Source organism: Mesorhizobium sp. UC74_2, from assembly GCF_042701485.1.
In the GTDB taxonomy this organism is placed as follows: Bacteria; Pseudomonadota; Alphaproteobacteria; order Rhizobiales; family Rhizobiaceae; genus Mesorhizobium.
Genome location: NZ_CP170562.1, coordinates 5677579 through 5693469 on the forward strand (window position 1 = coordinate 5677579; position 15891 = coordinate 5693469).

The 15891-nt window shown below is 63.4% G+C and carries 18 protein-coding genes and 1 pseudogene; 9 read left to right on the forward strand and 10 right to left on the reverse strand.

The features are described 5' to 3' along the window. Positions 1–11 precede the first annotated feature (11 nt). The 4 genes and pseudogenes from ACFJIU_RS27665 to ACFJIU_RS27680 all read left to right on the forward strand — a co-directional run bounded on the left by ACFJIU_RS27665 (position 12) and on the right by ACFJIU_RS27680 (position 6027). A complete protein-coding gene (locus ACFJIU_RS27665) occupies positions 12–1304 on the forward strand; it encodes an ammonium transporter (protein ID WP_379073246.1) in 1293 nt (430 codons plus the stop codon). 247 nt (positions 1305–1551) lie between these two features. After that, a pseudogene (locus tag ACFJIU_RS27670) lies at positions 1552–4268 on the forward strand (DNA translocase FtsK). Between the two features lie 75 nt (positions 4269–4343). Continuing rightward, positions 4344–5033 carry an outer membrane lipoprotein carrier protein LolA gene (locus tag ACFJIU_RS27675; RefSeq protein WP_379065381.1) on the forward strand — a complete coding sequence of 230 codons (690 nt, stop codon included), beginning with the start codon at positions 4344–4346 and terminating at the stop codon, positions 5031–5033. Between the two features lie 190 nt (positions 5034–5223). Beyond that, on the forward strand, positions 5224–6027 hold the full coding sequence (locus ACFJIU_RS27680; protein ID WP_379065384.1) for an exodeoxyribonuclease III: 804 nt from the start codon (positions 5224–5226) through the stop codon (positions 6025–6027). 9 nt (positions 6028–6036) lie between these two features. Here ACFJIU_RS27680 and ACFJIU_RS27685 read toward each other — a convergent pair whose 3' ends face one another. Next, positions 6037–6327, reverse strand: coding sequence for a GNAT family N-acetyltransferase (locus ACFJIU_RS27685; protein WP_379065386.1), 291 nt, complete (start codon positions 6325–6327; stop codon positions 6037–6039). Between the two features lie 61 nt (positions 6328–6388). Between ACFJIU_RS27685 and ACFJIU_RS27690 the strand changes: the two genes are divergently transcribed. Next, the gene (locus tag ACFJIU_RS27690; protein ID WP_379065388.1) at positions 6389–6640 is read left to right on the forward strand and encodes a hypothetical protein; all 252 of its coding nucleotides are present in this window, start codon (positions 6389–6391) and stop codon (positions 6638–6640) included. On the opposite strand, the gene ACFJIU_RS27695 is transcribed toward ACFJIU_RS27690, so the two are convergent. Both ACFJIU_RS27695 and ACFJIU_RS27700 read right to left on the reverse strand, forming a co-directional pair. Then, entirely contained in the window at positions 6637–7092 is a 456-nt protein-coding gene (locus ACFJIU_RS27695) for a cyclic nucleotide-binding domain-containing protein (RefSeq protein ID WP_379065390.1), read from the reverse strand. The genes ACFJIU_RS27690 and ACFJIU_RS27695 overlap by 4 nt on opposite strands. A 237-nt stretch (positions 7093–7329) precedes the next feature. Next, a complete protein-coding gene (locus ACFJIU_RS27700) occupies positions 7330–8013 on the reverse strand; it encodes a response regulator transcription factor (RefSeq protein WP_379065392.1) in 684 nt (227 codons plus the stop codon). 107 nt (positions 8014–8120) lie between these two features. On the opposite strand from ACFJIU_RS27700, the gene ACFJIU_RS27705 reads away from it, so the two are divergent. Then, on the forward strand, positions 8121–8705 hold the full coding sequence (locus ACFJIU_RS27705) for a L,D-transpeptidase (RefSeq protein WP_379073247.1): 585 nt from the start codon (positions 8121–8123) through the stop codon (positions 8703–8705). Positions 8706–8758: 53 nt separating this feature from the next. On the opposite strand, the gene ACFJIU_RS27710 is transcribed toward ACFJIU_RS27705, so the two are convergent. Beyond that, positions 8759–9007, reverse strand: coding sequence for a hypothetical protein (locus ACFJIU_RS27710; protein WP_379065394.1), 249 nt, complete (start codon positions 9005–9007; stop codon positions 8759–8761). Positions 9008–9141: 134 nt separating this feature from the next. Between ACFJIU_RS27710 and ACFJIU_RS27715 the strand changes: the two genes are divergently transcribed. After that, complete coding sequence (locus ACFJIU_RS27715) at positions 9142–10092, forward strand: LysR substrate-binding domain-containing protein (protein ID WP_379065396.1); 951 nt, start codon at positions 9142–9144, stop codon at positions 10090–10092. Between the two features lie 18 nt (positions 10093–10110). Here the strand turns inward: ACFJIU_RS27715 and ACFJIU_RS27720 are convergent, their stop codons facing one another. The 6 genes from ACFJIU_RS27720 to tsaD are packed head-to-tail and all read right to left on the reverse strand — an operon-like array spanning position 10111 to position 14089. Further along, complete coding sequence (locus tag ACFJIU_RS27720; protein WP_379065398.1) at positions 10111–10527, reverse strand: DUF1761 domain-containing protein; 417 nt, start codon at positions 10525–10527, stop codon at positions 10111–10113. 47 nt (positions 10528–10574) lie between these two features. After that, positions 10575–11270, reverse strand: a complete 696-nt coding sequence (locus ACFJIU_RS27725; protein ID WP_379065400.1) for a class I SAM-dependent methyltransferase — start codon at positions 11268–11270, stop codon at positions 10575–10577. Next, complete coding sequence (locus tag ACFJIU_RS27730; protein WP_379065402.1) at positions 11225–11650, reverse strand: EVE domain-containing protein; 426 nt, start codon at positions 11648–11650, stop codon at positions 11225–11227. Before ACFJIU_RS27730 ends, ACFJIU_RS27725 begins: the two co-directional genes overlap by 46 nt. 38 nt (positions 11651–11688) lie before the next feature. Further along, a complete protein-coding gene (locus ACFJIU_RS27735) occupies positions 11689–11985 on the reverse strand; it encodes a YciI-like protein (RefSeq protein ID WP_379065404.1) in 297 nt (98 codons plus the stop codon). A 23-nt stretch (positions 11986–12008) separates the two neighbouring features. Beyond that, positions 12009–13007, reverse strand: coding sequence for an NAD(P)H-dependent glycerol-3-phosphate dehydrogenase (locus ACFJIU_RS27740; protein ID WP_379065406.1), 999 nt, complete (start codon positions 13005–13007; stop codon positions 12009–12011). Further along, positions 13004–14089, reverse strand: coding sequence for a tRNA (adenosine(37)-N6)-threonylcarbamoyltransferase complex transferase subunit TsaD (gene tsaD, locus ACFJIU_RS27745; RefSeq protein ID WP_379073248.1), 1086 nt, complete (start codon positions 14087–14089; stop codon positions 13004–13006). Before tsaD ends, ACFJIU_RS27740 begins: the two co-directional genes overlap by 4 nt. Positions 14090–14198: 109 nt before the next feature. Between tsaD and hemC the strand changes: the two genes are divergently transcribed. Both hemC and ACFJIU_RS27755 read left to right on the forward strand, forming a co-directional pair. Further along, positions 14199–15125: a hydroxymethylbilane synthase gene (gene hemC, locus ACFJIU_RS27750; protein WP_379065408.1), complete on the forward strand. Its 927-nt coding sequence runs from the start codon at positions 14199–14201 to the stop codon at positions 15123–15125. A gap of 26 nt (positions 15126–15151) precedes the next feature. Next, the gene (locus ACFJIU_RS27755) at positions 15152–15868 is read left to right on the forward strand and encodes a uroporphyrinogen-III synthase (protein WP_379065410.1); all 717 of its coding nucleotides are present in this window, start codon (positions 15152–15154) and stop codon (positions 15866–15868) included. Positions 15869–15891: the final 23 nt, after the last annotated feature.

Consider the following 15891-nt stretch of genomic DNA (forward strand, 5'->3'; position numbering starts at 1 on the left):
AGAGGGTGGCAATGCCGCTGGCCGCCCTGGCCGGCATGCTTGCCGCGACTGTCGCCTATGCGCAGGAAGCAGCACCCGCCGCCGCTCCCACTCCCACGCTCGACACCGGCAACACCGCCTGGATGCTGACATCCACGGCGCTGGTGCTGATGATGACCATCCCAGGGCTCGCCCTGTTTTACGCCGGCATGGTGCGCAAGAAGAACCTGCTCGCCACCGTGATGCAGAGCTTCGCGATCTGCTGTCTGGTCACCGTGCTGTGGTTCGTGGCCGGCTATTCGCTGGCATTCTCGGATGGCGGCTCGCTCAACGCCTATGTCGGCGGCTTTTCCAAGGTCCTGTTTCAGGGGATCACGGTTTCGTCGCTGTGGGCGCCGGGCGTGGCCAACATTCCCGAGTTCGTCTTCGCCATGTTCCAGATGACCTTCGCCATCATCACACCGGCGCTGATCGCCGGCGCTTTTGCCGAACGCATGAAGTTCTCGGCGCTGCTGCTGTTCAGTGGCCTCTGGCTGCTCGTCGTCTATGCGCCAGTCGCGCATTGGGTGTGGGGAGGCGGCTTCCTCGGTTCGGCCGGCGTGCTCGATTTCGCCGGTGGTACCGTGGTGCACATCAACGCTGGTGTCGCCGGCCTCGTCTGTGCGCTGGTGCTTGGCAAGCGCGAGGGCTACGGCTCGGTCAACATGGCGCCCTATAACCTCGTCTACGCGGTGATCGGTGCCGCGCTGCTGTGGGTAGGCTGGTTTGGTTTCAATGCCGGTTCGGAACTCGCTGCCGATGGCCTTGCCGGGGCCGCCATGGTCAACACGCAAGTAGCGGCCGCAGCAGCCGGCCTCGCCTGGATGTTCACCGAATGGCTGGTTGCCAAGAAGCCGTCGGTGCTCGGCATCATCTCAGGCGTTGTTGCCGGCCTCGTCGCGGTGACGCCGGCTTCCGGTTTCGTCAATCCGACAGGCGCCTTCATCATCGGCATCGCCGCGGGCATCATCTGCTATTTCGCAGCGGTGAAGATCAAGCACGCACTTGGCTATGATGATTCGCTCGATGCCTTCGGGGTGCATGGTGTCGGCGGCATCGTCGGCGCACTGCTCACCGGTGTCTTCGCCGATCCCGCCATAAACGCGCTCGGCAAGGACGCCTCGGTGCTCAAGCAGCTCTACGGCATCGTCTTCACCATCGCCTGGGCCGCCGTCGCCACCTTCGTGATCCTCTATCTGGTCAAGGCACTGGTCGGATTGCGTCCAAGCAAGCAGGAAGAGATCGAAGGGCTGGACGTCACCCAGCACGGAGAGGTGGTGCAGTAAGCATTGCATCGCGGGCGTTCTGCGCCCGACAGAAAAATCCCGTCGTGGCCGCTGCGAACGCGCTCACGTCACTTGGGCCCGGAGCGATCCGGGCCCTTTTTTCATCGCCGCGGGTTGGCTGTCGTCAAAGATCATACCTTGTCCCGCATAGTTAATGCCGCCTTAACCATCGCCTCGATAGTCTGGGTTTCGAATCTGCCGGAATGCGTCCCGCATCCGGCCCAGGCAACGACAGACGGGGAAATTCATGCGTTCAGGGGCATCGGCACCGCTCGCGATGACTGGCACCGGACACGGTTTCCAGGCGTTCCTGCGACGCCAGGCCGGCCGGCTTGTCGGCGGAGCGCTGTTCGTTTTCGTCGCTTTCGGCGTGGCCGCGCTGGCGACCTGGAACGTTGCCGATCCCTCCTTCTCCCATGCCACCGACAATCCGGTGACCAATGCCATGGGGTATCCGGGTGCGGTATTCTCCGATCTCGCCACCCAGTTCCTCGGCCTTTCCGCCGTCGCCGCGCTGGTCCCGGCCGTGATCTGGGGTTTCCTGTTGTTCTCCGCCCGCGGCGTCGACAAGATGCCGCGCCGTGGCGTCTCGTGGTTCGGTTTCGCCCTGCTTGCGGCAGCCATGGCCGGCTGCGTTGTGCCGCCCAAGACCTGGCCGTTGCCAAGTGGTCTCGGTGGTGTCTTCGGCGACATGGTGTTGAAGGTGCCGGGGATATTCCTGGGGGATATCCGACCGGTGTCGCCGCCAGCATCATCGCCGTCCTGCTGGCCGCTCCCGCACTCTGGCTGTTCGCCTATGGGGCGGCGCTGATTTCCCGCGCCAACGGCTTTGCCGTCATCGACGAGCCCGAGCCGAAGCGTCGCGAGAAGGAAGAAGACCGCGATGCCATCCTGTTCGAGAATGAAGAGGATGACGACGACAATGGCGGCCTGCTGGCGCTTGGCGCCGTCACCCACTGGTGGCTTTCGTTCCGCGCCTGGCTGCATCGCCGTGCCGCCGCCCGTCGGCGCGAAGAGGAGGGCGAGTTCGATTTCGCCGAAATGCCGTCGCGGGAAAGCGCCTGGCGGCGCGCGGCGGAACGTGTGGAATCAGCCGAACTCGCTGAAGCCCGCATGAGCTCGAGCGGTCGTGCCCGCGTCGAACCCGAGTTCTTCGCGGCGATGGTCAAGGACCGCCATCCAACAGTCGATCCCGCGGTCGCCCCGTTCGAGACCGATGATTTCGACAATGGCGATTTCGGTAAAGCCGATGTCGAGCGCGACGAGGACGATTATGCCTATGACCAGCCCGTGGGCTCGCAGAGGGCCGGCTCTACTACCCAGGTGCGCAATTTCCGCTCCGATGCCGCAACGCGGGTCGAAGCACCTGCACCACGGCCGACCCAGGGCGCGCGCGTCCAGCGCGAGGCCCAGACCTCGCTGATCGCCCCCAGCAGTTTCGAGATGCCCTCGCTGCATTTCCTCTCAGAGCCAAAAAGCGTAGCCCGCGACCCAAGCCTGTCCAAGGACGCGCTGGAACAGAATGCGCGCCTGCTGGAAGGCGTGCTGGAGGACTTCGGCGTCAAGGGCGAGATCATCCATGTCCGGCCCGGTCCCGTGGTCACGCTCTACGAACTCGAGCCGGCGCCCGGCATCAAATCGAGCCGTGTCATCGGTCTGGCCGACGATATCGCCCGTTCGATGAGCGCGATCGCGGCCCGTGTCGCCGTCGTGCCCGGCCGCAACGCCATCGGCATCGAGCTGCCCAATGCCAAGCGCGAGATGGTCTATCTGCGCGAGATCCTGGCCAGCCGCGATTTCGAGGACAGCAAGGCCAAGCTCGCGCTTGCGCTGGGCAAGACCATCAATGGTGAGCCGGTCATCGTCGACATCGCCAAGATGCCGCACGTGCTGGTGGCCGGTACCACGGGTTCCGGCAAGTCGGTGGCCATCAACACCATGATCCTGTCGCTGCTCTACCGGTTGAAACCGGAAGAATGCCGCCTGATCATGATCGATCCGAAGATGCTGGAACTCTCCGTCTATGACGGCATTCCACACCTGCTCACCCCTGTCGTCACCGATCCGAAGAAGGCCGTGGTCGCGCTGAAATGGACGGTGCGCGAGATGGAGGATCGCTACCGCAAGATGTCCAAGGTCGGCGTGCGCAACATCGACGGCTTCAACCAGCGCGTCGCGCAGGCAGACAAGAAGGGCGAAAAGATATCGCGGACCGTCCAGACCGGCTTCGATCGCCAGACCGGCGAAGCGATCTATGAGACGGAGAATCTCGATCTCGAACCGATGCCCTACATCGTCGTCATCATCGACGAGATGGCCGACCTGATGATGGTGGCCGGCAAGGACATCGAAGGCGCCGTGCAACGCCTTGCGCAGATGGCGCGCGCCGCCGGCATCCACGTCATCATGGCAACGCAGCGTCCATCCGTCGACGTCATCACCGGCACGATCAAGGCGAACTTCCCGACCCGTATCTCCTTCCAGGTGACGTCGAAGATCGACAGCCGCACCATCCTCGGCGAACAGGGTGCCGAACAGCTGCTCGGCATGGGCGATATGCTCTACATGGCCGGCGGCGGCCGCATCCAGCGCGTGCACGGTCCATTCGTGGCCGACGACGAGGTCGAGAAGGTGGTGCAGCACCTGAAGCTGCAGGGTGTGCCTGAATATCTCGATGCGATCACCGAAGACGACGAGGACGGCGACGATGAGCCGTCGGGTCGTGGTGGCTCTGGTGGCGGCAACAGCAATCTCGACGATTCCGACGACCCGTACGACCAGGCGGTCGCCGTGGTGTTGCGTGACGGCAAGGCATCGACCAGCTACATCCAGCGCCGTCTCGGCATCGGCTACAATCGTGCCGCCTCGATCATCGAGCGGATGGAGCAGGAAGGCATCGTCGGCGCTGCCAACCATGCAGGCAAACGCGAAATCCTGGTGCCGACGGAAGAAGACAAGTTCTGACGGGAGGGATGGTCAAACTAAAGCCCAACTGAGGGTCCATTGGCTGTCCCGAACAACGATACGAGAGTAGGCGGCATGAAAGACGATCTTTTCGCAGCGACAGCCGGTCTTGCCCTGACGCGGCGGCGGTTGCTCGGGCTTGGCCTGATGGTGGCGGGTGCCGCCGCGGCCAATGCCGTGCCGGTGTTCATGCCCGTGGCTTCTGCCCAGGCCGGTGTCCCGCCTGCCGCGCAGAAGATCGCCGATCATTTCTCGGCCGTGAAGTCGATGACGGGCGAATTCGTGCAGTTCGGTCCGAAGGGCGAGCAGACCGGCGGCAAGTTCTTCATGGAACGCCCGGGCAAGATCCGCTTCAACTACGACGGCGCCAACAATTTCAAGGTGATCTCGGACGGCGAATCGGTGGTCCTGCTCAACAAGAAGCTGCAGACGTCCGATCTTTATCCGCTTTCCAAGACGCCGCTGAAGCTTCTGCTCGAAGACAGAATCGACCTGTCCGGCGACCGCGTGAAGACCGTGAAGGAAGAAGAAGATCTCACCACGATCAAGCTGTCGGACAAACAGGTGTTCGGCAATTCGACCATCACCATGATGTTCGATCCGAAGACCTATGAACTGCGCCAGTGGACGATCACCGATGCGCAGGGCAAGGACACGACGGTGATGATCTTCAACACCAGGGAAGGCGTTTCCTTCGCGCCCGACACGTTCAAGATCGACTACACCGCCAACCGCGAGCTCAATGCCAAGAAAGGCCTGCGCTAAGACTGGCAGCGGCAGTTTCGTTCCGGCTGCCGCCATCTCCCAACTCTTTGTGGAAATTCGACGCACCTGGCCGTTGTCCGATGCGTCGTCTTGTTTTTCCGAGCCCGGGCTGGCAGGTTCCGCGCACATTCATCGCATTGATGCCTTCGCTTGAGCCCGCCGGCTTGACGGGCACGGGTTCGGAACACGCATGGCTTTTACCCTGGCAACCTGGAACATCAACTCGGTCAGGCTGCGCATGCCGCTGGTCGAGCAACTGATCGCCGAGCGCAATCCCGACGTCATCTGCCTGCAGGAAACCAAATGCCCGGACGATCTGTTTCCGGCGAATGCGTTCCGCAAGCTGGGCTACGAGCACATCGCGATCCACGGCCAGAAGGGTTACCACGGCGTCGCCACCGTCGCGCGGCGACCGATCGAGATCGTGGAGAAGCGCCGCTTCTGCGAGATAGAGGACAGCCGGCATATCTCCGTGCGGTTCGAGGCTGGTGGCAGGAAGATCGTGCTGCATAATTTCTACGTGCCGGCGGGTGGTGACGAACCAGATCCGGCGATCAACCCGAAATTCCGGCACAAGCTCGATTTCGTGCAGGAGATGAACGGTGTTCGTGCGGACGACAGTGACGGCGCAGGCTCGATCCTGGTCGGCGATCTCAACATCGCGCCGCTCGAACACGACGTCTGGTCGCACAAGCAGCTGCTCAACGTCGTCAGCCATACACCGGTCGAGACGGAGAGTTTCGAGGCCATGCGCAAGCAAGGGGCCTGGGCCGACCTGATGCGCCTCAACGTGCCTCTCGAGCAGAAGATCTACACCTGGTGGAGCTACCGCGCCGCCGACTGGCAGGCGTCTGATCGCGGCCGCCGGCTGGACCATATCTGGTCCTCCAACAATCTCGTGCCGGCCTTCACGGGGTATGAGATCCTGCGCACGGCGCGCGGCTGGGAGCGCCCATCCGACCATGTGCCGGTGATCGCCCGGTTCGATCTCTGAGGACGTTGTTCAGATGCTGTCCGCTTGCCATTCGGGACGCAGCAGCGACATCACCAGTTCGTCGCGATACTCGCCGCCGAAATAGGCGCTGCCGCGTGAAATGCCCTCGGCCTGGAAGCCGATCGCCTCATACATGCGTCGGGCGCGCAGATTGTCGGGGAACAGGCCGATGACGAGGCGATGAACATCGGTCTCCTCGAACGCACGCGCGACAACGGCGGCAAGAAGGCGCCGCCCCTGGCCCTGCGCCTGGACTGACGACCGCGACGCGACGCACCAGCGTGGTGCGTTCGAGCGCATTCCAGAAGCGCATCAGGACGAAGCCGATCGGTGTCGGGCCGTCATAACCGATGAAGTAGGCATGACTGCCGTCGACAAAAGCGTCGCGGTGCCGCTGCTCATCCCAGCGACCGACGAGCCGGTCATAGCCGTCCAATCGTTCGGTGGTCATGATGAAAGGCAAATTGTCGACGCTTGCGCGGAGGAGATGAAAGGTCGTGCTCATGGGCGTTTCCGTCAGGTCGTCCGCTCTATCTCTTGGCCATGCGACATGATCTCGTCGGAAAGGCGGCGATTCTTGCTTTTCAAGCTTCGGTTCGGGGACGTGCCCTAGCCGCCGAAACGCGGCGCCAGTTCTTCGATCCGCTCGATCAGTGCCTGCAGTTCCTCGACGATGCGCTGATGCAATTGCACGGCAAGGTCGGGATACTCCTCGAGAATGCGCCGGAACATCTTGCGGTTGAGACGCAGAACCTGCGAATCGATGGCTGCGGAGGCACTGGTCAGGCGTTTTGTATCGGCGATCAACGCCAGCTCGCCCAGGATCGCGCCGGGTCCCGCGGTGCTGATGACGACATGATTGCTGTCGGCTTCGCGATAGAGGGCGATGCGGCCGCTGATCACGACATAGGCGGAGTCGGCCTCATCCTCCTCGCGGTAGAGCTTCCGGTCCGCCGGCAGCGAGGTGGTCTCGGCGCCGAAGGCGAGCAGGCGCAGCTGTTCCGGCGTGAAGCCCTCGAAGAGCCTCACGGCGGACAGGATGCGGATGTCGTCATCCAGCGCCATCAGTTATGTCCCCGGACCGACAGGTCGTTCCCTCCGTTGCGCGACCCCACCCAAATCGCCATCCGGCCAACTACACTTAATTGACCAATAATATAGAGCCTTTAACAGAATCTGTTCGGACAGGGGAGCGGTTCGAGAAAAGGCAGCTTGCCGGGTGCCCATAAGAAAACGGCCGGGACAATCCCGACCGTTGGCAAACAGCGGCTCCGGCCCTGCTTTGGCAAGGCGAGGTAACGTTCAGGGAACCAGCTTGTAGCCGCCGCTTTCGGTGACGAGGATCGCCGCATTCGACGGATCGTGTTCGATCTTCTGGCGCAGGCGGTAGACGTGGGTTTCCAATGTGTGGGTGGTGACGCCGGAATTGTAGCCCCAGACCTCTTCCAGCAGCACATCGCGCGTTACGACCTTCTGCTCCGCGCGATAGAGGTACTTGATGATGGAGGCTTCCTTTTCGGTGAGCCGCACCTTGCCGCCGCGCTGGTCGATCAGAAGCTTCTGGCTCGGCTTGAAGGTATAGGGCCCGACGGTGAAGGTGGCATCCTCGCTCTGCTCGTGCTGGCGCAGCTGTGCGCGGATGCGCGCAAGCAGCACGGCGAAACGGAACGGCTTGGTCACATAGTCGTTGGCACCGGCTTCCAGACCGAGGATCGTATCGGAATCCGTATCATGCCCGGTCAGCATGATGATCGGCGCCTTGTAGCCGCCCTTGCGCAGGATTTTCACCGCCTCGCGACCGTCCATGTCCGGCAGGCCGACGTCCATGATCAAGAGGTCGATCATACCGTTCCGCGCCGTCGCGACGCCTTTCGCCGCGCTGGTTTCCTGCAGGACGTCGAATTCCTCATAAAGCGACAATTGCTCTGCCAGCGTGGTGCGGAGGTCTTCGTCGTCGTCGACAACAAGGATGGTGCGTGAAGTCATGGATCAATCCGTTGTTTCAAAATTACAAAATGATAGGTGTGTCGTCGACTGGCATCCGTGTATGCGGATGTTGTCGCCTTAAACAGCTGATCACGGTAATTTGTTCCATGACGCTATCATATCCGAAAAACCGTGTGCGCAATGGGGCAGGGCGATCCTTGGCCACAGGTCTTCGAACACTGGTCGTTCGGGCGCGGCCAGGTGATGGAACCAAAGGGCTTCTGCAGGCAGGAAAGCTGGTGTTTCCCTGCGCCCTTGGCAGGGGCGGGATTTCGTCGAACAAGCGCGAAGGTGATGGAGCGACGCCGCTCGCGGCGATGCGCATTCTCTCCGGCTATTTCCGCAACGACCAGTTTTCCGGAGGGCGGCGTACGCGGCTTGCGATGGCAGCCATCAGCCCCGACCTCGGCTGGTGCGAGGTGCCGGATGACCGCAACTACAACCGGCCGGTCAGGATTCCCTATGGCGCCAGCCACGAGCGCATGAAGCGGGACGACCGGCTCTACGATGCCTGCCTCGTGCTCGACTGGAATGTCGCGCCGCGCCGCCGCGGGCGCGGCAGCGCGATCTTCTTCCATCTGGCGCGACCTGGTTTCATGCCGACCCAGGGCTGTGTGGCCGTGACCGCGCGGACCATGGCGCGGTTGTTGCCACTGCTGTCGGACCGGACCGTGATGAAGGTAGTGCGCTAAGCGATCGGATTTGGGTTCAGCGCACCGCGTTTTCGTTAAAAAACGGACATGCTCTATCGGCGCCTCGGCTGCCGTGGCGTCTGCCAGCCGAGATCGAGCAGGCCAAGGCGCTGGGGAGCTTCGGTGACCGTGCGCGCAACGTCTTCCGGACGCAGGCCGACGTCACGCAGGTGGGAGTCCGAAAGGGCTTCCGCGTTCTGCAGCGGCAACGATGCGGCGACACGAGCCTGCCGCAACCAGTCCAGGACGGGCTGGATGCGGCTCGGCCGCAGCGGCTGGGATTTCAGGACAATGGCAGACATGATCAGGTTCTTTCAAAGCAGCGAAGCTTAAGCTGCGCTTGGCAATTTTCGACTGATCCCAGTATCCTGCATTGAAACGCAAGGGGGAAACGAGTAGTTCTTGGCAGATCATCAAGGGGCGCTTGAAGATAGCCATGTCCCGCCTGCTGCCTGGAACCCGTGCCTTGCGGACGCTGGAAGCCGCGGGCCGACACCTCAATTTCACCCGCGCTGCCGACGAACTCGGGCTGACGCCGGCGGCGGTCAGCTACCAGATCAAGGAAATCGAGGATCAGCTCGGCCTGATCCTGTTCACGCGCACCAGCCGCAGCATTCGCCTGACCGAAGCCGGGCTTGCGCTGGTGGATGCGTCAGCGGATGCGCTGGAAACACTGAACCGTGCGGTGACCAAGGCAAAAAAACTCTCCCGCGGTGCGGCACAGTTGAAGGTCACCGCCAGCGCTGAATTCGCCACGCGTTGGTTGCTCCGCCGTGTCGATGGCTTCCGCAAACTGTATCCCGATGTCGACCTGCGTTTCGACATCACCTATGACGTTCGCGATTTCGACCGCGACGACGTCGACATCGGCGTTCGCTTCGGAACCGGCAAGTATCCAGGGCTTCGTGCCGAGAGACTGTTCGAAAACGTCATCATCCCGGTGTGCAGTCCCGAATTGCTGCGCCAGGGGCCGCCGCTCAACGAACCGCGCGACCTGCTCAGGCACACACTGGTTCATATCGAGTGGGTACGCCAGGGCATCGTCTGGCCGAACTGGCGCATGTGGATGGCCGCAGCCGGCATCGAGGACTTCGACGACAGCCGCACTGTGGTCATGACAACCTCCACCGATGCCATCGCCGCTGCCGCCGGCGGCAATGTCGTGGCGCTGGCCGATTTCGCCATGGTCGCCAACGATCTCTCGGAAGGTCGCCTGGTGCGACCGTTCGAACTCGGCATCAAGGTGCCACCGGAATTCGCCTACTTCCTGGTCTATCCGGAGGCATCGGCGCAGGATGCGCGGATCATTGCCTTCAAGGACTGGATTCTGGCCGAAGCGCATGCGCCGCCGGTCGACGCAGTCCGGTCAAGTTGGGACGATTTCTGAACGGCAATGGGGCGGGTTTCAGGAGCCAGGTGCGCCGAACCAGCCGACAACGGCGCCCATGATCAGCATCACGCCCAACCAATGCCCGGCGTCGATCGCGGTAAGAGCCCAGCTGGAACCCTGATAGCGGTGGTTGACCGTCAGTGTCGTGGCAATGAAACCCAGCCACAGCACAAAGCCGAGGACAACGCCAGCGATGGTGCTGGGGGAACCGCCTGTCATCGCGGCAACGACCAGCGCGACGATGATCGCCATGACAAACTCGCCGATGAAGCCTATGACAAAGGGCGAAACGGATCTGTTCATCCTGGTCGGGTCGAGCTGCGCCGCCTTAAGCCATGGCTTGCTCAAGGTCATGTACCAGGCCGCGCCGAACAGCCATGCGAGAATGGCGGCCACGGCGACCGCGAGCCAGTTGATTGCAGAGAAATCCATGATCCTCTCCCCCGTGGGGGAGATGGAACGCCCGTTCTCTGGCGGCGTCAAGTGAAACGCCAGACGGTCGTGCGCTTCACCTCGGCATCTTCCAATGCCCGCGTGACCGGCACTTCATAGGTCGCCAGCCCCTCAAGGCCGGTCCTGGGCAGGTAGGCGCGGCCGGGATCACCGATAAGGATATCAGCGCCACGGGTCTTCAGCGCGGAGAACCACGGCAGCAGTCGGTCGGCAAAGGGCTTTTCGTAGAAGACGTCGCCGGCGAGCACCACGTCCCAGCCGCTGTCGATGCCGACCTGATCCTGGCCGGTGAAGCCAATCGTCACGCCGTTGGCCATGGCGTTGAGACGGATCGCTGCCTCGCAGAAAGGGTCGATATCAGCTGCTTGGGCCGATATCGCGCCGGCTTTCATCGCCGCGATGGCGACGAGGCCCGAGCCCGAAGCAAAATCCAGCACGCGGCGGCCGCGCACGACTTCCGGATGGTCGAGCACATAGCGGGCCAATCCTTGTCCGCCGGCCCAGGCAAACGCCCAGAACGGCGGCGGCAGGCCGATTTCGGACAGCTCTTCCTCGGTACGACGCCATAGATCATGCGCTTCGTCGGCAAGGCGCAGCGTGATTTCACGCACGTGCGGCGGCGCCATCGGCGCCGTGTTGTCGAGGATGAAGCGCTCGGCGGTTCGCGGTGTCAGCCTCACGGTGCGGGGTCGAGACCGCCCATGCGACAGACTTCCTTCCATTCCTGAGGCGTCACCGGCTGCACCGACAGACGGCCCAGCCTGACCAGCGCCATTTCCGACAGCTTCGGATTGTTCTTGATGTCCGCCAGCGTCGGCGGTGTCGGCACATCGCGAACCGCCCGGATATCGACGCATTCCCAGCGCGGATCGTCGGTCGTCGTGTCATGGTGGGCCAGGGCGCAGACTTCGGCGATGCCGACGATGTTGAGCCCCTCGTTGGAATGGTAGAAGAAGCCGAGGTCGCCGATCTGCATCGCCTTCATGTTGTTGCGGGCGGCATAATTGCGCACGCCGTCCCATTGCGTGCCGGCCTTGCCCTTCTCCTTCAGCATGTCGAAGGAGAATTTGAACGGTTCGGATTTGAAGAGCCAATAGTTCATCGTGGTCCCTCTGCTGCCTGGAATACCTTGTTGCCGTTTCAGGCTTCGGCCGGTTTGTTGAACACCCAATTCCACGGCTTGACGTCGACGCTCTCGAAAAGCCCTGCCTTAGCGTAAGGGTCGGTTGCAGCCAGTGCCTCGGCAGCGGCGAGGTCTGCGGCCTCGATGACGACAAGGCTGCCGTTCGGCTTGCCGTCGGCGTCGAGGAAGGGGCCGGCAAAGGCGAGTTTCCTGTCGGCGTTCAATCCGTTGAGAAAGTTGACGTGATCAGGGCGCGCATCGAGGCGCACCTGGAGGTGACCGGGTTTGTCCTTGCAGATCAGCGCAAACAGCATCGTGCTTCCTCAATCGGTTCGGTTTAGTCGGTTTCCGTTTTCAGAGGCCGCGTCATCAGCATGGAGACGGCTTCGCCGATGGTGATGGCGCCTTCCAGAATGGCGGCGACGGCGGAGATGATCGGAGCGTCGATGCCTTGCTCGGCGGCAAGGCGGGCTGCGATCGCCGCCGTCGGTACCCCCTCGGCCAGCGGCCGGCCGACTAGCGTTTCGCCGCGTCCCAGCGCGAGCCCATAAGCAAAATTGCGCGATTGCGCCGATGAACAGGTCAGCATCAGATCGCCGAGGCCGGAAAGTCCCATCAGTGTCTCGGGCTTCGCGCCGAAGGCGGCGCCAATGCGGCGCAGTTCGACAAAGCCTCGGGTCACCATGGCGGCCTGCGCACTGGCGCCGAGGCCTGCACCGTTCACGGCGCCGGCCGCGAGCGCGAAAACATTCTTCAACGCGCCGCCGATCTCGACACCGACAAGATCGTCGCTGGAATAGCAGCGCAGATTGCGCGCGGAAAACAGCGCCGCAAGCTCCGCCGCCAGGATTTCATCGCGCGCGGCAACGACAACCGCAGTCGGCAGGCCCTTGGCAACGTCCGTGGCAAAGCTTGGTCCTGACAGGGCCGCGATCGGATTGTCGGGCAGGATCTCGCCGGCGATCGTCGAAAGCAGCGCGCCTGTGTCGCGCTCTATGCCCTTGGCGCACAAGACTACCGGTACGGCAGCGGCAATGTGTGGCCTGGCTTCAGCCAGAACCTGGCGCAGCGACTGCGCCGGCGTGACGGCAAGGATGCAATTGCTGCCGCCGAGGGCCTCCGCCAGCGAGGAGCTCGCCTCGATACCCTGGTCGATGGCGATGCCAGGCAGATAGTGCGGGTTCTCGCCCCGGCGAATGGCGGTTACCATTTCTGCGTCGCGGGCCCACAAGGACACCTTTTGGCCGGCGCGCAGCATGGCCTGCGCCAGCGCGGTACCCCAGGCTCCGCCGCCGAGCACGGTTATGTGGCGGACAGTTGCTTGCCGTTCGCTCATGCCTTGGCTCCTCGTCTGCCAGAGCCCACCACCGGCGCCGAAACCGCGTCGAGCGGCCATCGCGAACGCGGCACGAAGTCGAAGGCATCCTCTTCCTCGAGCCGTGCGTTCAATCGCTCGATGCCTGCCCAGGCAATCATTGCCGCATTGTCGGTGCACAGTTTGAGCGGCGGCGCGACAAAGCGGAAGCCCGCCTTGTCGCAGAGCGTCTCCAGCGTTGCCTTGATCATCCGGTTGGCCGCAACGCCGCCGGCAACGACGAGGGCGGGTTGCTTTTCGTGCGGAAATTCCGCCTTGAAACGGGCCAATGCCCGCGAAACACGGTCCGCCAGCGCATCGGCAACGGCTGTCTGGAACGAGGCGCAGACATCGGCGACGTCCTGTTCGGTCAGCGGCACGATCGCCTGCGCCGCCTGGCGCACAGCGGTCTTCAGCCCGGAAAACGAGAAATCGGGCTGAGTCGAACCCTTCATCGGCCGTGGAAAGGCAAAGCGGGTCGGATCGCCCGCCACGGCAGCCTTCTCGACATTGGGACCGCCCGGATAAGGCAAGCCCAGCATCTTGGCGGTCTTGTCGAAAGCCTCGCCCAGCGCATCGTCGATGGTGGTGGCCCAGCGCTGGTAATCGCCGACGCCGGCGACCCGCACGATCTGGGTATGCCCGCCGGAGACCAGCAGCAGCAGGTAAGGAAAGGCAAGGCCATCGGTCAACCGGGCCGTCAAGGCATGGCCTTCGAGATGATTGATGGCGAGCAGCGGCTTTCCGGCGGCGGCGGCGATCGCCTTTGCCGTCATCAGGCCGACGATCAGGCCTCCGACAAGCCCTGGACCGGCCGTCGCGGCAACGGCGTCGATATCACGCAGGTCGGTGCCTGAATCGGCAAGCGCCGCCTCGACGATGCCGTCCAGTGCCTCGACATGAGCGCGCGCGGCGATCTCGGGCACGACGCCACCGAATGCCGCATGTTCGGCGATCTGGCTTAGTACGACGTTGGACAGGATTTTCGGCGCGGAAGCGCCGTCCAGCGCCACGACACTGGCCGCCGTCTCGTCACAGCTCGTCTCTATACCCAGAACGCGGATCAATTCGCCGCAAACCTCGATGATTGCCGATCAGCAACTTCCCCGTTAGGAGGAAGGCTGGATATCCGGAGCTCAGGCTCCGAGCCGGGGTTATCACGGACCGCGCTTGATGCAAACAACCTTGAAGATTGGAACCCGAGGCAGCCTTCTGGCGCTGGCACAGGCGCATGAAACGCGCGACAGGCTGATGGCGGCGCATGGATTGCCTCAACAGGCATTCGAAGTTGTCGTCATTTCGACCAGCGGCGACCGCATCCAGGATCGGCCGCTGTCGGAAGCTGGCGGCAAGGGGCTCTTCACCAAGGAGATCGAGGAAGCGCTGCTGGACGGGCGCATCGATATCGCCGTGCACTCGTCCAAGGACATGCCGACGACGCTGCCGGAGGGGTTGGAATTGTCCGCCTTCCTGCCGCGCGAAGATGCCCGTGAAGCGTTCATCAGCCGGAAAGCAGCTCGCATCGTCGAGCTACCGGCGGGGGCCAAGGTGGGTTCCTCGTCGCTCAGGCGCCAGGCCTTGATTCGCCGGATGCGCCCGGATCTCGATGTCGTCTTGTTCCGGGGCAATGTGCAGACAAGGCTGCGCAAGCTCGACGAGGGCGTCGCCGACGGCACCATTCTCGCCCTGGCCGGGCTGAAGCGGCTCGATCTGGAGCATGTCGCCACCGACGTGATGTCGCTGGAAGCGTTTCCGCCGGCGCCGGGCCAAGGTGCGATCTGCATCGAAAGCCGCATCGGCGATGCGGAAACGGGCGCCATGCTGGCTGCCATCCACGATGTTCCGACGGGCCAGGCGCTGGCTTGCGAGCGCGCTTTCCTTGCCGCACTGGACGGTTCGTGCCGCACGCCGATCGCCGGCTATGCGACGGTTGCCGCCGGTCAACTGTCCTTTTCAGGCATGATCCTGACACCCGACGGCAGCGACATCCGCCAGGTGGCGCGAAACGGGCTCGGCGAAGACGCCGCGGCAATCGGCGCCGAGGCCGGGGCCGATGTGCGGGCACGCGCTGGCGCGCACTTCTTCGAAGGCTGGAATTGATGGCTTTCGGGGCGGAGCGGCACTGAATGAAACGCGTGCTGGTGACGCGGCCGGAACCCGACGCCGGCCGGACGGCGGCACGGCTTCGCGAGCGCGGCTTCGAGCCGGTGGTGCTGCCGCTTTCGGAAACGCGCACGTTGCCCGCCGTCCTGGAAATTCCGCCCGAAACCGTCTCTGCCCTGCTGGTAACCAGCGCCAATGCCGTGCGCCATGCGCCGGCCGACCTGCTGGCGCAACTCTCAAATCTGCCTTGCCATGTCGTCGGACCCAAGACGGCCGGGGCTGCACGCGCGGCCGGGCTTTCCGTCGTCAAAACAGGATCCGGCGATGCCAGGCAACTGGCAGAACTGATCGCGCCGGGGCTTGCCGGCAAGACTGTCCTCTACCTGTGCGGGCGTGTCCGTTCCGCGGATTTCGAAACATATCTTGCCGGGGAGGCGGTCAAGGTGCTGCCAGTCGAGACCTATGACACGCTGCCGGTCGACTATCCCGGCAAGGTTGCGGCGACACAACTGGCCGGCCAACCGGTGGCCGCGGTGCTGCTCTATTCCGCCAAGGCGGCGCGGGCCTATTCGACATTGGTGCAGCGGCCGGAACTGGCGCGCTACTTCGAAGAGACCCGTGTCCTGGCGCTGTCGGCACGTGTTGCACAGGCTGTCAGTACTGGTTTTCCGGGGCGGCTTGCAGTCGCAGCGCGGCCGGACGAGGACGCCTTGCTGGCACTGCTCGGCGCTGCGGAATGAGGCTGCTTCATCATACCGCCCCT

Bases quoted from the DNA above. Each gene is read 5' to 3' on its own strand.
- ACFJIU_RS27705 (WP_379073247.1), top strand. From the start codon at position 8,121: ATGACGCTATCATATCCGAAAAACCGTGTGCGCAATGGGGCAGGGCGA.
- ACFJIU_RS27685 (WP_379065386.1), bottom strand. From the start codon at position 6,327: ATGCGCTCGAACGCACCACGCTGGTGCGTCGCGTCGCGGTCGTCAGTC.
- ACFJIU_RS27715 (WP_379065396.1), top strand. From the start codon at position 9,142: ATGTCCCGCCTGCTGCCTGGAACCCGTGCCTTGCGGACGCTGGAAGCC.
- ACFJIU_RS27720 (WP_379065398.1), bottom strand. From the start codon at position 10,527: ATGGATTTCTCTGCAATCAACTGGCTCGCGGTCGCCGTGGCCGCCATT.
- ACFJIU_RS27690 (WP_379065388.1), top strand. From the start codon at position 6,389: ATGACTGCCGTCGACAAAAGCGTCGCGGTGCCGCTGCTCATCCCAGCG.
- ACFJIU_RS27725 (WP_379065400.1), bottom strand. From the start codon at position 11,270: ATGGAAGGAAGTCTGTCGCATGGGCGGTCTCGACCCCGCACCGTGAGG.
- ACFJIU_RS27665 (WP_379073246.1), top strand. From the start codon at position 12: ATGCCGCTGGCCGCCCTGGCCGGCATGCTTGCCGCGACTGTCGCCTAT.
- ACFJIU_RS27710 (WP_379065394.1), bottom strand. From the start codon at position 9,007: ATGTCTGCCATTGTCCTGAAATCCCAGCCGCTGCGGCCGAGCCGCATC.
- ACFJIU_RS27730 (WP_379065402.1), bottom strand. From the start codon at position 11,650: ATGAACTATTGGCTCTTCAAATCCGAACCGTTCAAATTCTCCTTCGAC.
- ACFJIU_RS27755 (WP_379065410.1), top strand. From the start codon at position 15,152: ATGAAACGCGTGCTGGTGACGCGGCCGGAACCCGACGCCGGCCGGACG.
- ACFJIU_RS27735 (WP_379065404.1), bottom strand. From the start codon at position 11,985: ATGCTGTTTGCGCTGATCTGCAAGGACAAACCCGGTCACCTCCAGGTG.
- ACFJIU_RS27675 (WP_379065381.1), top strand. From the start codon at position 4,344: ATGAAAGACGATCTTTTCGCAGCGACAGCCGGTCTTGCCCTGACGCGG.
- ACFJIU_RS27700 (WP_379065392.1), bottom strand. From the start codon at position 8,013: ATGACTTCACGCACCATCCTTGTTGTCGACGACGACGAAGACCTCCGC.
- hemC (WP_379065408.1), top strand. From the start codon at position 14,199: ATGCAAACAACCTTGAAGATTGGAACCCGAGGCAGCCTTCTGGCGCTG.
- ACFJIU_RS27680 (WP_379065384.1), top strand. From the start codon at position 5,224: ATGGCTTTTACCCTGGCAACCTGGAACATCAACTCGGTCAGGCTGCGC.
- ACFJIU_RS27740 (WP_379065406.1), bottom strand. From the start codon at position 13,007: ATGAGCGAACGGCAAGCAACTGTCCGCCACATAACCGTGCTCGGCGGC.
- ACFJIU_RS27695 (WP_379065390.1), bottom strand. From the start codon at position 7,092: ATGGCGCTGGATGACGACATCCGCATCCTGTCCGCCGTGAGGCTCTTC.